At 39.5% G+C, this 17,022-nt stretch carries 14 protein-coding genes; all 14 read right to left on the bottom strand.

The window, feature by feature from the left end; genetic code table 11:
• Positions 1-12 precede the first annotated feature (12 nt).
• Positions 13-1,908, bottom strand: coding sequence for a DUF262 domain-containing protein (locus tag K1I71_RS04570; RefSeq protein WP_078237926.1), 1,896 nt, complete (start codon positions 1,906-1,908; stop codon positions 13-15).
• Complete coding sequence (locus K1I71_RS04565) at positions 1,902-3,209, bottom strand: DUF262 domain-containing protein (protein ID WP_223330323.1); 1,308 nt, start codon at positions 3,207-3,209, stop codon at positions 1,902-1,904. The genes K1I71_RS04570 and K1I71_RS04565 overlap by 7 nt, the downstream gene beginning before the upstream one ends.
• A gap of 7 nt (positions 3,210-3,216) precedes the next feature.
• The gene (locus tag K1I71_RS04560) at positions 3,217-4,167 is read right to left on the bottom strand and encodes a helix-turn-helix transcriptional regulator (RefSeq protein ID WP_223330322.1); all 951 of its coding nucleotides are present in this window, start codon (positions 4,165-4,167) and stop codon (positions 3,217-3,219) included.
• Positions 4,168-4,182: 15 nt separating this feature from the next.
• A complete protein-coding gene (locus tag K1I71_RS04555) occupies positions 4,183-4,686 on the bottom strand; it encodes a DnaA ATPase domain-containing protein (RefSeq protein ID WP_078237923.1) in 504 nt (167 codons plus the stop codon).
• Positions 4,687-4,759: 73 nt separating this feature from the next.
• On the bottom strand, positions 4,760-9,151 hold the full coding sequence (locus K1I71_RS04550) for a PolC-type DNA polymerase III (protein ID WP_223330321.1): 4,392 nt from the start codon (positions 9,149-9,151) through the stop codon (positions 4,760-4,762).
• Positions 9,152-9,254: 103 nt separating this feature from the next.
• Positions 9,255-11,336: an elongation factor G gene (gene fusA / locus K1I71_RS04545; RefSeq protein WP_000090348.1), complete on the bottom strand. Its 2,082-nt coding sequence runs from the start codon at positions 11,334-11,336 to the stop codon at positions 9,255-9,257.
• 279 nt (positions 11,337-11,615) lie between these two features.
• Positions 11,616-12,086 carry a 30S ribosomal protein S7 gene (gene rpsG / locus K1I71_RS04540; protein WP_000087873.1) on the bottom strand — a complete coding sequence of 157 codons (471 nt, stop codon included), beginning with the start codon at positions 12,084-12,086 and terminating at the stop codon, positions 11,616-11,618.
• 19 nt (positions 12,087-12,105) lie between these two features.
• Positions 12,106-12,519, bottom strand: coding sequence for a 30S ribosomal protein S12 (gene rpsL / locus K1I71_RS04535; protein ID WP_001142332.1), 414 nt, complete (start codon positions 12,517-12,519; stop codon positions 12,106-12,108).
• 311 nt (positions 12,520-12,830) lie between these two features.
• Positions 12,831-13,430 carry a response regulator transcription factor gene (locus K1I71_RS04530; protein WP_125454662.1) on the bottom strand — a complete coding sequence of 200 codons (600 nt, stop codon included), beginning with the start codon at positions 13,428-13,430 and terminating at the stop codon, positions 12,831-12,833.
• Positions 13,431-14,528: a sensor histidine kinase gene (locus tag K1I71_RS04525; protein WP_223330320.1), complete on the bottom strand. Its 1,098-nt coding sequence runs from the start codon at positions 14,526-14,528 to the stop codon at positions 13,431-13,433.
• Positions 14,528-15,265: an ABC transporter permease gene (locus K1I71_RS04520; protein WP_223330319.1), complete on the bottom strand. Its 738-nt coding sequence runs from the start codon at positions 15,263-15,265 to the stop codon at positions 14,528-14,530. Before K1I71_RS04520 ends, K1I71_RS04525 begins: the two co-directional genes overlap by 1 nt.
• A gap of 1 nt (position 15,266) precedes the next feature.
• Positions 15,267-16,151, bottom strand: coding sequence for an ABC transporter ATP-binding protein (locus tag K1I71_RS04515; RefSeq protein WP_223330318.1), 885 nt, complete (start codon positions 16,149-16,151; stop codon positions 15,267-15,269).
• Positions 16,138-16,332 (bottom strand): hypothetical protein, encoded by a 195-nt coding sequence (locus K1I71_RS04510; protein ID WP_045605402.1) that lies wholly within the window; start codon positions 16,330-16,332, stop codon positions 16,138-16,140. Before K1I71_RS04510 ends, K1I71_RS04515 begins: the two co-directional genes overlap by 14 nt.
• Positions 16,329-16,535 (bottom strand): hypothetical protein, encoded by a 207-nt coding sequence (locus tag K1I71_RS04505; protein WP_045605399.1) that lies wholly within the window; start codon positions 16,533-16,535, stop codon positions 16,329-16,331. Before K1I71_RS04505 ends, K1I71_RS04510 begins: the two co-directional genes overlap by 4 nt.
• Between the last annotated feature and the right edge of the window lie 487 nt (positions 16,536-17,022).

The following is a 17,022-nucleotide window of genomic DNA, read 5'->3' as shown; positions in this document are numbered from 1 at the left end:
TTGGATAGATGATTATCGTTGTTCTGATGACTTATTTTCTATAAAATGATTTACCCTAGTCAAGATCTCTTTTTCCAGTTCTGTTATTTGTTTCAGACCCCAACCAGAATCTTTTTTAGAAGTTATCTCTGCCATCATCTGTAATTTTAAACTTTGACGATAAAATATATCTTGCCATTGATTATACTTTGCAATTGGAACTAAATTTCCAAACTTCGAATTCTGACTATCTGTAATGATACAAAGATTCCCGAAGGAGTGCAAAAATTTATCATCAATCTTTTCAAATATTTCATCACTATTTGGATGTTGTGGAAACCAGTGCTCTATGGAACGACGATATGTAAACTTAAAATCTTCAAATTCAACGCTCGAATACTTTCCTTTTAAATCCGAACAATTTTTCCATAAAACATAATCTATAAAATTGAAATCATAAACACGAATGGCACCATATCTTTTGATATTTCCATCCTTGTCAAACAAACTTTCTTCAGCATATCTCACTGCCATTTTTTCAAGAAAATCTTTAAACTGACTAGCAAATTCTGTTTGATTTAACTCTTCAATATTGTTAAAGAGGAATTGCAAGATTTCATATAACCAACGACTATCTCGATTAGCAGTAAAAGTCACAGCAAACATGGATTGTAGAAGAATGATGTTTTGGTTAATTTCCGAATCTGAAAATGTATTCTTAGTAAAGCGTTCTTCAACTATGTAATGCTCTTTCGCTTTCCCATTAGGTTGATATTCATAATAAGTCCCCTTCTGTAAAAACCATTCATCCTTATTTCTACTTGAAGAATCCGTATTCGAGTTTCTAACGATGTAATTATCGAAAATATGTTTTATTCTAAGAAGAAATTCACTAAATTCAATAACCCAAGCTTTATCTTTATTTTTTATATCAAATAGTGCTAAGAGTTTCTTATCATCTAGTTGAATCTCATCAGTTTTCTTACCTTCCGCAATTGCCAATACATGGAGTAAGAATGTTGGAAAATCAATGATTGTAGTATAATCGCCAAAATCTTTTTCTACTTCTATATTTTTTTCATTTATCTTTTTTCCTAATATATCTGATAACTTTCTTCTTTCATTTTGATGAAAATCAATATCATTATAAATATTATGAAATGAATAATTTGTAAAATGCCATCCAAAAATACGTTCACGTTCTTGAAAGTCATCTGCTCTCTTCCGCCGCATCTTAAACTGACTTGCTACCGGCTTATCAAATTCTGCACAGGCATCCCAAATTCTCGCAAATTTTTGTGCCATTTCTTGATCTTCGCCAAATTTAGACATCATTTGTGCCTTGAGAATCTCATGAGCCTCTAGTTGTTCGCCTCGAGAGTTGAAACGTTCGAAATAAAGATTCAAATCTAAATCCTCAGGAAGTATACTCCGAAAAATGATGACCTTTTCAAAAAGATAATCAACCAAAGACTGAGGATTCAATTGGCGCTCTTCTAACACTTTTTTCAATGCGTCTCTAGCATATCCGTAACCTCTAGTCAGCTCATTTTCATCGCCCTCTAAAATTTTTTTCTTGGAAAATAAATCTTGAATATTCTTATTTGATTTCTTCCTAGCTGGAAAGGTAAGATTTACAGCTTTCAATCTATCAAAACCAAACTCATGCTTCAAAGCTAAGGCAATCAAATTAAGGGCTGTTGTTCGTTGTTGCCCATCTATGATTTTGAAAATGTCATTCTCTTTATTAACGACTAATGTTCCAATATAGTAATTGTCTCTATTTTCTTGAAAAGCATCTGCTACGTCGTTCAATAACTGCTCAATTTCATCATAAGTCCAAGCAAAATTTCTCTGATAAAGAGGAATAGCATAGGTATCTTCATTTAACAAACGATTAACTGATAAGCTTATATGTGTTTCTACCATTTATCTTTTTCCTCTTCTATAATCTTGTCCACAGTATAATTTTCAAATAACTCTCTATCTATCTTGACCATAAAATCATTGGGAGTGACAGCATGAGATAAAAGTTGAAATAGTTTTTGAACCTCTTTTTGTCTAAACCTTCCACCAGCGGCGTATTTCCCTACCGTTGCATCATATATGGCTTTAGACTTAACCCGAGGGTAATAAGACCAAATAAACAAGGTTTCTACCATCTCCTTTGATAGCTCATCTTTTCCAAATCTATCTGCAAAAAGCGAGCAAATATTTAGGAATATATTGTGACACTTGAGGTAGCGTCCTTTTGAGCTATTGTAAATGTTTAACATACCTTCTGGGTAAGCTACATTTTTTTCTTCCCCTTCAGGTTCATCAGAAAATCCTAACTCATCATTTAAAAAATCTTTATGTTCTTTAATAGTTTTATGAGCAGATTCAATATACTCAAAAAATTTACTTCCATCAATGATTGGCATAGTAATGGACATGAGGTTTTCAATATGACGATACAATTCTAGATATGGAAAATTCTGATTCAAATCAACGCCTTTAAAATCGTCAATAAAATCCTCTGTAAAACGGAGATAAGAACCATAACGCTTGTTTGTCAATCCTGTCTCTCCTCGAAACCAACGTCTCATACGAAAAAGATGTTTATCAAACAACTCTTTGAGACTTAAATCTTTATCTTCTACAAATTGCTCCCACTTTTCCACAATTCTTTCGTCTTCTGAATCTTGCTTGCGAAGATGATAGGCTTTGAGCAAATCATGAGGTTCTAAAGATTTTCCACGATTATTCTGAGAATCAAATAACTGAAAGGCCTCTGATAATCGTTCCTGTGGCATAGTAATCACGGAGACAGAACAATTTTCCAATAAAAAGTTGCAAATATCTTTTGCATGATTTTCGCCGACCAATTGAGTCAAATTTTCCCACTCATTATAATTTTCACTCGCATGATAGCAAGATAGCTCTCCTAATTCAGCACTCAAGAGTTGATTAGCACCCTTATAATTCCCTAAATCATCTAATAAATAAAGAAACAAGGAAATTGAAATTAGACGTTGCTGTCCATCGACAATATCTAAGTGTCCATCATTCTCATGCAAGATAACGGACCCAATCTGATATTCCTTTTTCCCCATAGCATCTCGTAAATCATAAAAAAGATTACGGATATGTTTTCTGTTCCATTTATATGGTCTTTGATAAGAAGGAATCCGCAAATTCCCTTTTTTTAATAGTTCTTCAACCTTTTTAGAAGTAAATTGAATAGTCATTTTATCCTCATCTATATTTATCTATCATTTCTTGAACTGTTTTCCTCATATCCTCTACTAAAATCCGAGGAGACAAAACAGTAACTGCTTCCCCTTGCCCCAGTAACCAGCGTTTAAGTCCCGGTGTATGCTGACTTTCAAACTGAAAATGAGTCCAATCGCCATTTTTCCCAACTATTTTTGCATTTGGAAATTGATCCATCACAATCGTCGGATCGTACAAATACTCGATTTCAATACTGATTTTCTTCCCGATAAAAGCATCTACTCTCTCGTTACGAATGTCACCATCTCTAAATTTATCTCGATAAGAAATAGAGGGTTTCTCTATACCACTAAGAGACCATGACTGGATACGGTCTACTCTTAAAGTAATATAAGTAGCATGTTTCAACTGGTAAACAACCAGATAGAAATAATGACTATCATAGTAAAGAGAGACTGGCAAAACAGTCTGCCTCTTAGAAGACTCAGAATAAGGTTTTTGATAGACAATATCTAGAACCTGTTCATGCAAAATAGCTTCTGATAAATTCCATATTTTCTCTATTCTATTTTGCTGATCCGTTAAGGGAGCATAATTAAGCTTTTCACTACCAATGATCTGTTCAATTTCTTTCTGATCATCATGGGGAACTAAGACCAGTAAATTTTTTAGTAAGCTATCAATTTCTGACCGATTTAGTGCTCGATTTTCCAATAAAATCTTTGAAATAACGAGAATATCCTTTTTATTAAAAACTGCCTTACTTGCTAAACAATACTTATTCGTTTTACGGTTATAAATCAAATCTCCACTATAACTGGTGTTACTAGATAAAATATCACGGAGTAGCGAAAAATCTCTCTGTATCGTCTTTTCGCTAACCTCAAATTCCTGAGCCAGTTGCTTTTTTCCTAATGGAGTTCCAAACTGTAAGCGTAAAAAGATAGTTAGTAGTCTCTCTTGATCATTCATCTAAAGTCCTTTTTGTTAATCTTCAAGCGATCTTAGACACACTGTCATTCCCCACTTAAAACGCACAATCAAACGAGATTGAACATTTTTCAATTGATCTGGTTCAGAATTACCCGATAAAACAATTTGCGTATTCCTACCAAATAAAGAATTGAAGAGGTTAAAAAATTTTTCTTGAATCATATCATCTTTTTCTCCCAATACCTGAATATCATCTACGATTAGGAGATCAAACTCTTCACTTCTAACTTTTTGTATTTCTAGCTCATTTTCCAATAAGTTTTCGGCAGAAATGTATTTTACTCGTTTTTCTGGATCGTTCTCAAGAACCTTATTTCCAATTGCTTGAAGGAGATGTGTTTTACCCGAACCTGAATATCCATAAATATAAAAGGGATTATGTTTTAATCCTAAGTTCTTTACTACTTCTAAGGCTTCTTTCTTTGCCAAAGCATTACCATCTTTTTCTAGAAAATTTTTAAATTGATATTTGTTATCTAATCCTGTATTGTTCATCATTTAAACCTCTTTTTCTTTTATACTATAACTATAACAAAACAGATGGACAATATTTGTCCGTCTGTTAATTTTTTTAAAACAACTCATCAAATAAACTCAACTGGTTATCCTCTGGCATATTGCCCAGAATCCCCATCTCATCCATCTTTTCAACCAAGGTTGATGAGAGTCCACCACGCTTGCGGAGTTCTGTTTTAGACAGGAATTCTCCCTCTTCACGCGCTCGCACCAATTGCTTGGCAACGTTCTCTCCTAGACCATCCATTGCTACAAATGGTGGAATGAGGGTATCCCCATCGATGAGGAACTCTGTTGCCTGACTACGGTAGAGATCGAGTTTTCCAAACTTGAAACCACGCTCCCACATCTCATTGACAATCTCAAGAGTTGTATAGAGATCAATTTCTACATTAGAAGCTTCATTGTTCTTCCGTTTTTCAGAGATTTCTTCCATTCTGCGTTTGATGGCATCCAAGCCCGCCCCCATTGTCTTGATATCAAAGGCCTTAGCACGGATTGAGAAGTAAGCACAGTAATAATAAATGGGATGGTGAACCTTGAAGTAGGCCACACGCAAGGCCATCATAACGTAGGCTGCCGCATGGGCTTTAGGAAACATGTACTTAATTTTCCCACAGGACTCGATATACCACTCTGGCACCTTATTAGCCTTCATGGCTTCGATATAGCCATTGCGTTCCTCTTCGGAAATCTTGAGCCACAAGCCCTTACGTACCCGTTCCATAATGGTAAAGGCCATCTTAGGTTCAAGACCAGCATGCATGAGGTAAACCATGATGTCGTCCCGACAACCGATAACGGTCGACAGATCCGCAATCCCTTGCTTAATCAAATCCTGGGCATTGCCCAACCAGACATCGGTACCGTGGGACAGACCTGAGAGCTGAAGCAACTCCGCAAAAGTCGTCGGATGCGTCTCATCTACCATCCCACGTACAAAGTTGGTTCCAAATTCTGGAATCCCCAGCATACCTGTCGGCGTTCCGATTTGTTCAGGGGTTACCCCTAGCACATCAGTTCCAGAAAAGAGGGCCATCACGCCTTCGTCATCCATAGGAATTTCATTAGGATCAATCCCAGACAAGTCCTGCAGTTTCCGAATCATGGTCGGATCATCATGTCCCAGTACATCGAGTTTGAGGACGTTCTCGTCGATATCATGGAAGTTAAAGTGAGTGGTCTGCCATTCAGCCGTCACGTCATCTGCTGGATACTGGACAGGCGTAAAATCATAGACATCCATGTAATTAGGAATAACAACGATTCCCCCGGGGTGTTGGCCTGTCGTTCGTTTGACACCAGCTGCACCTTGAGCGAGGCGTTCCACCTCTGCATCGCGATAAAACTTCCCGTAGTCTCTCTCGTAGCCCTTGACAAATCCATAGGCAGTCTTAGCAGCTACCGTACCAACCGTTCCCGCACGGAAGGCATATTCCTCACCAAAGATATCACGCACATCCAAGTGGGCGCTAGGCTGGTCTTCTCCCGAGAAGTTCAAGTCAATATCGGGAACCTTATCCCCATCAAAACCAAGGAAAGTCTCGAAAGGAATATCCTGTCCGTTTTTACTGAGTTTGTGACCACAGTTTGGACAGTCCTTATTGGGCATATCAAAACCTGAACCGTAAGAACCGTCAGTGATAAACTCACTGTACTGACACTGACCACAGACATAGTGAGGAGAGAGAGGATTAACCTCCGTAATCCCAATCATGGTCGCAACGAAACTAGATCCTACAGACCCACGAGAACCAACCAAGTAACCCCGTTCATTGGAACGTTGAACCAGCATCTGCGATGCCAGATAAATCACGGCAAATCCATTCCCCAGAATGGAAGTCAATTCTTTTTCAATCCGCAAATCAACAATATCTGGCAGCGGATTTCCATAAATCTCAAAAGCTTTCTTATAGGTCAACTCAGCAACTGTTTCTTCAGCCTTGTCGATGAAAGGCGTGTACAAGTCACCCTTAACAACCTCAACAGGCTCAAAGGTTTCTGCCAAGGCATTGGTGTTTTCAATAACCAATTTCCGAGCTAATTTCTCTCCCAAGAAGGCAAATTCATCCAACATCTCATTGGTCGTTCGAAAATGAGCCTTGGGAAGAGGAGCTGGTTGGGCATGTTCACCATGACCAATAGTTCGGTTAATCATCGCTCCCTGACCCAAACTACGGACGATAATTTCACGATAAATTTCTTCTTCAGGTTCGATATAATGGACATTTCCCGTAGCCAGAACAGGCTTACCAAGACGGTCTCCCACTTCTATCAAACTTTTGATAATGGTCTGGAGTTCCTCCATATCCTTGACCTGCTCCTTAGCAATCAAGGGAGCATAGATAGCTGGTGGCATGACCTCGATAAAGTCATAATACTTGGCCACCTCAACCGCCGCATCCACACCTTGGGAAACAACCGCATCAAAAACTTCACCTTCTGAACAAGCCGACCCCAGAATCAATCCTTCCCGATAGGCATCTAGAACCGTTCTCGGAATTCGTGGCACCCCTTCAAAGTACTTGGTATTAGACAAGGAAACCAGCTTAAAGATATTTTTTAGACCCACCTGATTCTTGACATAAATAGTCGCATGCTTGATCCGAGCTTTTTTATAAGAATCTGGACTAATCAAATCAATGTTAAGTCTAGCTAGATCGGTCACACCATGTTTTTCTGCTACTTCTTTGATAAAGATGAAAAGCAGGCGACCTGTAGCTTCCGCATCGTAGTTGGCCATGTGGTGATGCTCTAAGGCCACACCAAAACGCTTGGTCAAAGGCCCCAAACCATGACGTTTATACTCAGGATACAGGTTTCTAGCAAACTCAAGCGTATCAATCACTGGTTGACTAATCTTAGGCAAACCATGACGCTCATAATTGGCATTCATAAAGCCAACGTCAAAGGTAGCATTATGGGCAACTAAGACTGTATCCTTGCAGAATTCTTGGAATTCTTGCAAAACTTGTTCTAGTGGTTTGGCATTTTTGACATGGTCATCTGTAATTCCAGTCAACTCAGTAGTAAAAGCTGACAAGGGATGACCAGGATTGATAAATTCATCAAATTCGGCAATAACATTCCCCTTGTACATCTTAGAGGCCGCAACCTGAATCAAGTCATTATAAATAGCTGAAAGTCCCGTTGTTTCCACGTCAAAGACCACATAGGTCGCTTCTGACAAGTCCATCTCTACTTCGTTATAGACGATAGGAACACGGTCCTCCACGATATTGGCTTCCATACCATAGATCAGCTGGATTCCCGCTTTCTTAGCCGCCTTATAACCGTGTGGGAAGGACTGAACATTTCCATGGTCCGTGATGGCAACCGCCTTGTGTCCCCACTTAGCAGCTGTCGCAACGATCTCTTCTACCTCGGGTAGTGCATCCATGGTCGACATGTTAGTATGAGCATGAAACTCAACTCGACGCTCACCTTCTGGCATCAAGTCCTTCCGCTCATAGTGAACAACTTCCTGCACGTCTTGCACGTTCATAGTCAAATCACGTGTGAAGTTATTCATCTCCACATTCCCACGAACTCGGAGCCAAGAGTTTTTCTTGATTAAATCAAACTTCTGAGCCTCTTCCTCGTTCTTAACCCACTTTTGCATCGAAAAACTTGAAGTGTAGTCCGTCATTTTAAAGTTGATCAAAACACGCCCTGTTCTGGTCACTTTTTGCTCCACATCAAAAACAACCCCTTCAAAGACCAAACGATTTTCCTCCGTCGTCACTTCGATCATAGGAGTAATCTCTGCCTTATCCAGCTTTGGTTTAGCTACAGCTTTTTTCGCTTGAAAATCAAAGGCTGGTTTCTCTTCCGCTGGAGGAGGTGACATCTGTTCCAGTTGCTCCATAGCACGGAGCGCTTCCTCATTAGCAGCTTGAACAATCTGCTCATTTTCAGCATGAAAGGCCTCTTCCTGCTCTTGTGTCAGGACATCATTCTTCTCTACTTGACAATTAAAAGCTGGAAAACCAAACTTTTCAAGTTGTTTCGCTAAATTAGGAAGGTGATTTTTCTTAAAATGCTCCTTATCAATCGCCTCAGATCCTTCAATAAATAGCTGATTGCCCTCCGCACGAACTCGCAAATTCTGATAAAGGGACTTAAAACCTTGACTAGCACATGGCCCCTCAGAAAAAGCCTCTCTATAGTAGGACTGCAAGAGTTGATTTGAAAATTCTTGTGACAGAGTCTTGATTTCGAAAATAGCTTTATTGCCTGTCTTAGAAAATTCTTCCCTCAAACCTTTCTTTAATTCTAAAAAGATTTCAATCGGTAAAATATTAGAAAATACGAAATGAAACTCCCATACCTTACTAAATTTATGAACCACAACTCGCTCAATATCGGCCTGTGCTAAAGCAGGAGCCTGTCTCATTTCAGCAGGCATCCCCAGTTGATTCATCAAAATTTTAAAACTATTTGACATTCATTTTCCTCACATTATTCTCCTACTATTTTACCATACTTAGAGGTGTTTTCTAAAGACAAAAGGAAGCCACTAAGTGACTTCCTTCTAGAGTGAGGACTGATTAGTCTTCACCTTTGTTTTTCTTAATGATTTCTTCTTGTACTGACTTAGGTACATCTTCGTAGTGGTCAAATACCATCATGAATGTACCACGTCCTTGAGATGCAGAACGAAGAACTGTTGCGTAACCGAACATTTCAGCAAGTGGAACGTAAGCACGAACGATTTGGCTGTTACCGTGTGCTTCCATACCATCTACACGTCCACGACGAGCGGTTACGTGCCCCATAACATCACCAAGGTTTTCTTCTGGAACAGTGATTGTTACAAGCATCATTGGTTCAAGGATAGCTGGTTGTGCTGATTTAGCAGCTTCTTTAAGGGCAAGTGAAGCCGCGATCTTGAAGGCAGTTTCAGATGAGTCGACATCGTGGTATGAACCATCGTAAAGCTTAGCTTTAACGTCAACCATTGGGTAACCTGCAAGAACACCGTTAGCCATAGATTCTACCAAACCTTTTTCAACCGCTGGGATAAATTCACGAGGAACCACACCACCGACGATTGCGTTTTCGAATTCGAATCCTTTACCTTCTTCGTTTGGAGTAAATTCAATCCATACATCACCGAATTGACCTTTACCACCAGACTGACGTTTGAAGAATCCACGTGCTTGAGTAGAAGCACGGAATGTTTCACGGTAAGATACTTGAGGAGCACCTACGTTCGCTTCAACTTTGAACTCACGACGCATACGGTCAACAAGGACGTCCAAGTGAAGCTCACCCATACCAGAGATAACTGTTTCACCAGTTTCAACGTTTGTTTCAACGCGGAATGTTGGATCTTCTTCAGCCAATTTTTGAAGGGCGATACCCATCTTATCTTGGTCTGCTTTAGATTTTGGCTCAACCATCAATTGGATAACTGGTTCTGGAACGTTGATTGACTCAAGGATGATTTTAGCTTTTTCATCTGTCAATGAGTCACCAGTTGTAGTATCTTTCAAACCAACGGCAGCAGCGATATCACCTGAGTAAACAGTGTCAATTTCTTGACGGCTGTTAGCGTGCATTTGAAGGATACGTCCGATACGTTCACGTTTACCTTTAGAAGTGTTCAATACGTAAGAACCTGATTGAAGAACACCTGAGTAAACACGGAAGAATGTCAAACGACCTACGAATGGGTCTGTCATGATCTTGAAGGCAAGAGCTGCAAATGGCTCTTCGTCAGATGCTGGACGAGTTTCTTCTTCGTCTGTATCTGGGTTGATACCTTTGATCGCCGGGATGTCAAGTGGGCTTGGAAGGTAGTCAATAACCGCATCAAGCATCAATTGAACACCTTTGTTCTTGAAGGCAGAACCACACAATACTGGGAAGAACTCAACGTTGATAGTCGCTTTACGGATACCAGCTTTCAATTCTTCGTTAGTGATTTCTTCACCTTCAAGGTATTTCATCATCAATTCTTCGTCAGTTTCAGCAACTGCTTCGATCAATTTTTCACGGTATTCTTGAGCTTGGTCAAGGTATTCAGCTGGGATGTCTTCTTCAAGGATATCTGTACCAAGGTCGTTAGTATAGATTTCAGCTTTCATCTTGATCAAGTCGATGATACCACGGAAGTCATCTTCAGAACCGATTGGCAATTGGATTGGGTGTGCATTTGCTTGAAGACGATCGTGAAGTGTGCTTACAGAGTAAAGGAAGTCAGCACCGATTTTGTCCATTTTGTTAGCAAATACGATACGTGGAACTCCGTACTCAGTTGCTTGACGCCAAACTGTTTCAGTTTGAGGCTCAACACCTGATTGTGAGTCAAGAACGGTAACCGCACCATCCAATACACGAAGAGAACGTTGTACTTCGATTGTGAAGTCCACGTGTCCTGGTGTGTCGATGATGTTTACGCGGTGGTTGTTCCATTGAGCTGTTGTCGCAGCAGATGTGATAGTGATACCACGTTCTTGCTCTTGCTCCATCCAGTCCATTTGTGACGCACCTTCGTGAGTTTCACCGATTTTGTGGATTTTACCAGTGTAGTAAAGAATACGCTCAGTAGTTGTTGTTTTACCAGCATCGACGTGAGCCATGATACCGATATTACGAGTTTTTTCAAGTGAAAATTCGCGTGCCATGAGGTTTGTTTCTCCTATTTATTTTTGATTTCTATTCTATTATAACATGATTTTAATAAAAACGGATAGGCAGGACCTACCCGTTCTCAATGTTTTCATGCTATTGTTGGTTTCAACTTGTAGATTTACAAATTGAATTGAACTCGGGCTAAAGTTAATTAGCCGATTTGAGCCGGAACGGGATGCTGTGTGAAAAAGATAAACTTCCTTGTATTCGTCGAATACTGCGTCAGTTTCCTATTTTCACCTTGCATCCTTACCGTTCCTAGCATCATGATTTTACCAACGGAAGTGTGCGAATGCACGGTTAGCTTCAGCCATACGGTGAGTGTCTTCACGTTTCTTAACTGCTGCACCAGTGTTGTTAGCAGCATCCAAGATTTCTTTTGCAAGACGATCTTGCATTGTGTGTTCACCACGAAGACGAGCGATTGTTACCAACCAACGAAGTCCAAGTGTTGTACGACGTTCTGGACGAACTTCAACTGGGACTTGGTAGTTAGAACCACCAACACGACGTGCACGTACTTCAAGTACAGGCATGATGTTTTCCATAGCTGTTTCAAATACTTCAAGTGCATCGTTTCCAGTAGCTTCTTTGATTTGCTCAAAGGCACCGTAAACGATTGAAGCAGCTGTACCACGTTTACCATCAAGCATAACGCGGTTGATAAGACGAGTAACTAGTTGTGAATTGTAAAGCGGATCTGGCAATACGTCACGTTTTGGAGCTCTATTTTTACGACTCATTTCTCTTTATCCCCTTTCCTTATGCTTTTGGACGTTTAGTACCGTATTTAGAACGGCCTTGTTTACGATCGTTAACACCTGCAGTATCAAGTGCACCACGGACGATATGGTAACGTACCCCTGGAAGGTCTTTTACACGTCCACCACGAAGAAGCACCACGCTGTGCTCTTGCAAGTTGTGTCCGATACCTGGGATGTAGGCAGTAACTTCGATAAGGTTGCTCAAACGTACACGAGCGAATTTACGAAGGGCTGAGTTAGGTTTTTTAGGTGTCATTGTTCCAACACGAGTTGCAACACCACGTTTTTGTGGTGAAGAAACGTTTGTTTGAACTTTTTTATGACTGTTGTAACCAACGTTCAAAGCTGGTGATTTAGATTTTTCTACTTTTGATTTACGCGGTTTGCGAACCAATTGGTTAATTGTAGGCATCTACATTCTCCTGTGTTTTTTTATTTTTGGTGATGATACACTTGGTGACAGCTATCATCTGTGTGTACTTTTGCAACATTTGTCAGCACGTCCCTGTACACTCTTGAGAGACCAAAAGTAAAAAGTACCGTCTATTATTGTAACAAAATTTTCCCTTGGTTGTCAAGATATTTTTCTTTTTTATTGTTAATTTTAGCTCTTTTGTAGTGCTCCCTAAAAAAGAAAAAGGAGGAATCCCACCCTCCTAAAATTAATATTGTTCCATTCAATCTCATCAATTTTAGACATAATGTTCAAAAAATATTATATCATCACAACCAACCAGATTCTTTCGCAATATTAGCTGCCTCTGTTCGATTGCCTGCATGTAATTTAGAAAGAATATTGGTGACATAGTTTCGGACTGTTCCGTTGGATAGATAAAGTTTGTCTGCAATTTCTTGGTTAGATAAGCCCTGAGCAATTCCCTTTAAAACTGCGATTTCTTGTTCTGTTAATGGATTGGGATGCGTCATCACCACTTCCATCAATTCAGGCGAATACTCCTTGCGTCCCTCTAGGACGGTGTGCAAGGTTTGCATTAGCTCTGCAATGTTTCTTTCTTTTAATACATAAGCATCTACTCCAGCCTTGACCGCACGTTCAAAATACCCAGGACGTTTGAAGGTCGTCACCACAACCACCTTTGTTTCAAGCTTTTCTGCTCGTATCCACTCCAAAACTTCAAGACCTGTCTTAACAGGCATTTCTACGTCAAGGATGGCGATATCTACAGACTCCTTTTCTAATAGTTGGATTGCTTCTTGCCCATTCTTGGCTTGAAGGACAGACTCCACATCTGGTTGAAGCGTGAGCAATTGACACATAGCATCTCGCAACATACTTTGATCTTCTGCGACTAACACTTTCATCTACTTTCTCTCCTTATAAGGTAGTCGAACCTGCACTTCTGTCGGTTGTTTCTGACTAATTACCTTTACTTCTCCCGAAAATGGAAGAACACGATCTCGAACTGTATGGAGGTCACCCCCCTTTATAGAAGTAAAGCCACAGCCATCATCTCTCACTGTTAGAATGAGTTCTTTCTCTGTCCGTTCTAATTTCAAGTAGACTTTAGACGCTTTAGCATGTTTGATGATATTGGTCACTAATTCAAGCAAAATCATGGAAGCCGTTGACTCCAATTCCTGAGTTAAGCTAGCTGTATCTAGTTGATTAGCTATTTCCACCTCAATTCCAGCAATTTCTAACATCTTTTTCACAGTCTCTAGTTCGGATGTCAAAGTTCTAGACTTAAGATTTTCCACAATGGTTCGCACTTCACGCATTGATTCTTTGCTAATTTGCTGTATTTCTCTTAATTCCTTTTCCACCTGTGGATAAGCCTGCATTTGAAATAACTGCAAGGCTAGATCAGTTTTAACACTCAGCATAGCAAAAGTGTGTCCCAAGCTATCATGCAAATCCTGACCGATACGACTGCGTTCATTTTCAGCAAGCAATAGATTTATCTGGGCATTTTGCTTAGCCTGAGCTTCTTTCAAATCCTCCACAATCCGAATCCGAACCAAGCCAAAAGTCATTAAATCGACAAAAGCAAGAATTACAAGTAGATAGAATAGAAACTCTGCTTCGATTCTCTGAAAAATCAACAGTTGGCCCACAACAAGGACTTGAGCAAGAAGAAAAGTCCAGACATGTAAAGACTTTAAACCACCTACGCTGAAATGATAACTTAAGAGATTGGATAGGAAAAAGAAAAACCAGATATAATTAACAGCAACAAAAGCAGTATTCCCAACTACATAAGTCAGCATGAGGCCCCAATATAGCCAAGATAGGCGCTGGCTCTTAGTTGTTAAAACACCCAAATATGCCACTACAAATAGAATATCAATCAATAAATGCCAGGCAGAAAGCCACCCAGTCACTACAGGTAGGATGGGGAAAATCATAAAAATTAAACTGGCCCAAAACATATAGTGTATTCTTTTCAGTCTTTCAAGCATTAAGCATTCTCCTTATGACCTTGAAGGTAAATGGTCAAACCAAACAAAACTGCTGAAAAAACAAGTAGATAAACTGTGGCTGATAGATTGATGCTCCCCTCGTTTAAGAAGGTCTTGAGCAACTCCATCAACTGATAAGTTGGTAGGCACTTCCCGACTGCTTGCATCCAGTCTGGAAATAAAGAGATGGGCATCCAGAGTCCACCTAAAACAGCCAAGTCTAGATAGAGAAGATTGCCCACGACAGACATCAGCTGACTAGAAGGCAAGAGTGTCAAGGTCAAGCCAAGCGCTACAAAAGCTACACTTCCTACTATCAGCAAGAACGCAGCCCCAATCCAGCTTCCTAAAGACATCTCCACACCTCTGACCAAGTGCCCAACTGAGAAAACAACCAGGATTGAGATCAAATAATCAACTATCATACTTGTTATCTTTGATAGATAATATTCTACCATATTTACAGGGGTATGGCGCAATGTTTTCTGCCAGTTGTTGATTTTATCGGTATGTAAAACAGCTGGGAATGAAAACATAGCTGTCGACATCATGGAAAAAGCCGTCATGGAGATGAGGTAGTCGCGCATAAAATTAGCCGGTCCACCGGGTGTGTCCTGGTACATGCCTGAAAAGAATAAATAGAAGGCTGTCGGCATCCCTACGGATAATAGATAATAGACTAATTGTCGTTTGGTCAATAGAAATTCTATATTGTTTAGTGCGATCCATCGTTTCATCTTAGTCATCTCCCTTTTGTGTTTCTTCAAAGATTGTATCCAACAAGCTACGATTATTGACTTCAATTTCTTGAATCCTACATCCTGCTTGCACTAACAGTTGCCAAAAAGCATCCGCTTCACGTGTAACTACTTGCAAAGCATCTTGTTTTTGTGACCAGTTTTCAATCAAGTTAGACTGCTCAATGACTTCCTTGTATGCTAGAGGAAGGATAAAGTGCTTTTCAATCTCCTCACTGCGCATGGCTAGAGGTGTTGTATCGCGAATCAACTCTCCCTTATTCAAGACCAAGATTCGGTCCGCTGTATGCTCTACCTCTTCGATATAATGGGAGGAATAGAGAATGGTAACTCCCTTAGCTTTTAGCTCCTGAACAATTTCCCAAAAGCGTTGTCGGGTTGAAGTATCCATGGCCGCAGTCGGCTCATCTAAAAAGACTAGCTTTGGTCGCCCAATCAAGGTCAAGACAAAAGAGAAGAGACGCTTTTGCCCACCTGACAATTTTTCTGCCAATTGTTCTTTTTGTTGCTTTTCAAACTGCAATAGTTGATCGATTTCCTGGTTACTCAAGGGATTTGGATAGATACGTTGAAATAAAGTAATCAACTCTTTGATCTTTAATTTCTGAACGATGACATTTTCTTGAGGCAGGTAGGATCTTGTGTAGTCTAACTTAGAACTCGTCACTGGCAAGCCTTGGATGGATACTTGACCGCTGGTGAACAGTTTATCTCCAAGCAAACAGTCCAAGAGTGTTGTCTTTCCAGCACCATTGGGCCCAATCAAGGCGACGTATTCACCTTCAGCTACCTCAAAGGAAATATCCTTCAAAATAGCCTTGCCCTTGATGTTTTTATTTAGGCTTTCTACCTTAATCATGTTCATAATATTCTCCTTTCAGCCACTCCTTTCCCATCGGAAAGGCGATAAAAATCATAAATCCTAATCCCCAGGCACCACGGATGAATTGGTGAAGGAAGGCTTGATCAAACCAACCTGTAAACATTTCTACAAACCATACCACTAGTGATAGTCCAATAAAAAGATAGAGAAACGCTTTTTTCATTTTTCAAACTCCTTTTTCACATCTGAGACTAATTTCAAACCTTCTCGGATAATCCAGGACATCATTCCAAATCCTGCAAATAGATCCCAAGGAAAATGATAGAAATCTTCATCCAATCCTGAAAACATGAGATAAGTCATGACTCCTGCTGCTACTAGACTCACTGCGACAATCATTTTATTTTTCATCTCTTCTTCCTCCATTTCATACTTCAATTATAGACTTTTGAAGTTTGCGGAGCTAGATGCTTCTGTCACTAGGAAATATGACAAATGTCATAAAAGATTCTGTTCAAAACAAGCAAGATACACTATACAATAAAACACAAGTAGAAAAATCTAAGGCAGCTTCCTCAAAAGAGATATCAAACCCAATTCACACTATATTGAAAACTAATACTTATTTAAAATCAAAAGAGCAGAAATTTTTATCGCACAAACAAATATATTATAGGCAGAACGAAAAAACTCTTCAATTACTTTCTTAAAAGTTTGTGAGAATTATACAATCTGTTAAATTTTAATTTATGTACCTAAACTACAGTATTCATTGAACAAATCAGGAAATAAAAAGTATACGCGATCAAAATGAATTACTGAAATTAAAAAAAAGAGGCTCTATAATATTTGTAGTGGGTAAATCTCCTATAAATATTATGGAGCCTATTTTTGTGTAGAAAAAAAGTCCCAT

Source organism: Streptococcus mitis, from assembly GCF_019929545.1.
Lineage (GTDB): Bacteria > Bacillota > Bacilli > Lactobacillales > Streptococcaceae > Streptococcus > Streptococcus mitis_BU.
The sequence above is the reverse complement of the archived record's forward strand: the minus strand, read 5'-3'. Positions and strand labels throughout refer to the sequence as shown.

Coding starts and splice junctions, on each gene's coding strand:
- K1I71_RS04550 (WP_223330321.1), bottom strand. CDS start 9,151: ATGTCAAATAGTTTTAAAATTTTGATGAATCAACTGGGGATGCCTGCT.
- K1I71_RS04505 (WP_045605399.1), bottom strand. CDS start 16,535: ATGGAGGAAGAAGAGATGAAAAATAAAATGATTGTCGCAGTGAGTCTA.
- K1I71_RS04530 (WP_125454662.1), bottom strand. CDS start 13,430: ATGAAAGTGTTAGTCGCAGAAGATCAAAGTATGTTGCGAGATGCTATG.
- K1I71_RS04515 (WP_223330318.1), bottom strand. CDS start 16,151: ATGAACATGATTAAGGTAGAAAGCCTAAATAAAAACATCAAGGGCAAG.
- rpsL (WP_001142332.1), bottom strand. CDS start 12,519: ATGCCTACAATTAACCAATTGGTTCGCAAACCGCGTAAATCAAAAGTA.
- K1I71_RS04565 (WP_223330323.1), bottom strand. CDS start 3,209: ATGACTATTCAATTTACTTCTAAAAAGGTTGAAGAACTATTAAAAAAA.
- rpsG (WP_000087873.1), bottom strand. CDS start 12,086: ATGAGTCGTAAAAATAGAGCTCCAAAACGTGACGTATTGCCAGATCCG.
- fusA (WP_000090348.1), bottom strand. CDS start 11,336: ATGGCACGCGAATTTTCACTTGAAAAAACTCGTAATATCGGTATCATG.
- K1I71_RS04570 (WP_078237926.1), bottom strand. CDS start 1,908: ATGGTAGAAACACATATAAGCTTATCAGTTAATCGTTTGTTAAATGAA.
- K1I71_RS04560 (WP_223330322.1), bottom strand. CDS start 4,167: ATGAATGATCAAGAGAGACTACTAACTATCTTTTTACGCTTACAGTTT.
- K1I71_RS04555 (WP_078237923.1), bottom strand. CDS start 4,686: ATGATGAACAATACAGGATTAGATAACAAATATCAATTTAAAAATTTT.
- K1I71_RS04520 (WP_223330319.1), bottom strand. CDS start 15,265: ATGAAACGATGGATCGCACTAAACAATATAGAATTTCTATTGACCAAA.
- K1I71_RS04525 (WP_223330320.1), bottom strand. CDS start 14,528: ATGCTTGAAAGACTGAAAAGAATACACTATATGTTTTGGGCCAGTTTA.
- K1I71_RS04510 (WP_045605402.1), bottom strand. CDS start 16,332: ATGAAAAAAGCGTTTCTCTATCTTTTTATTGGACTATCACTAGTGGTA.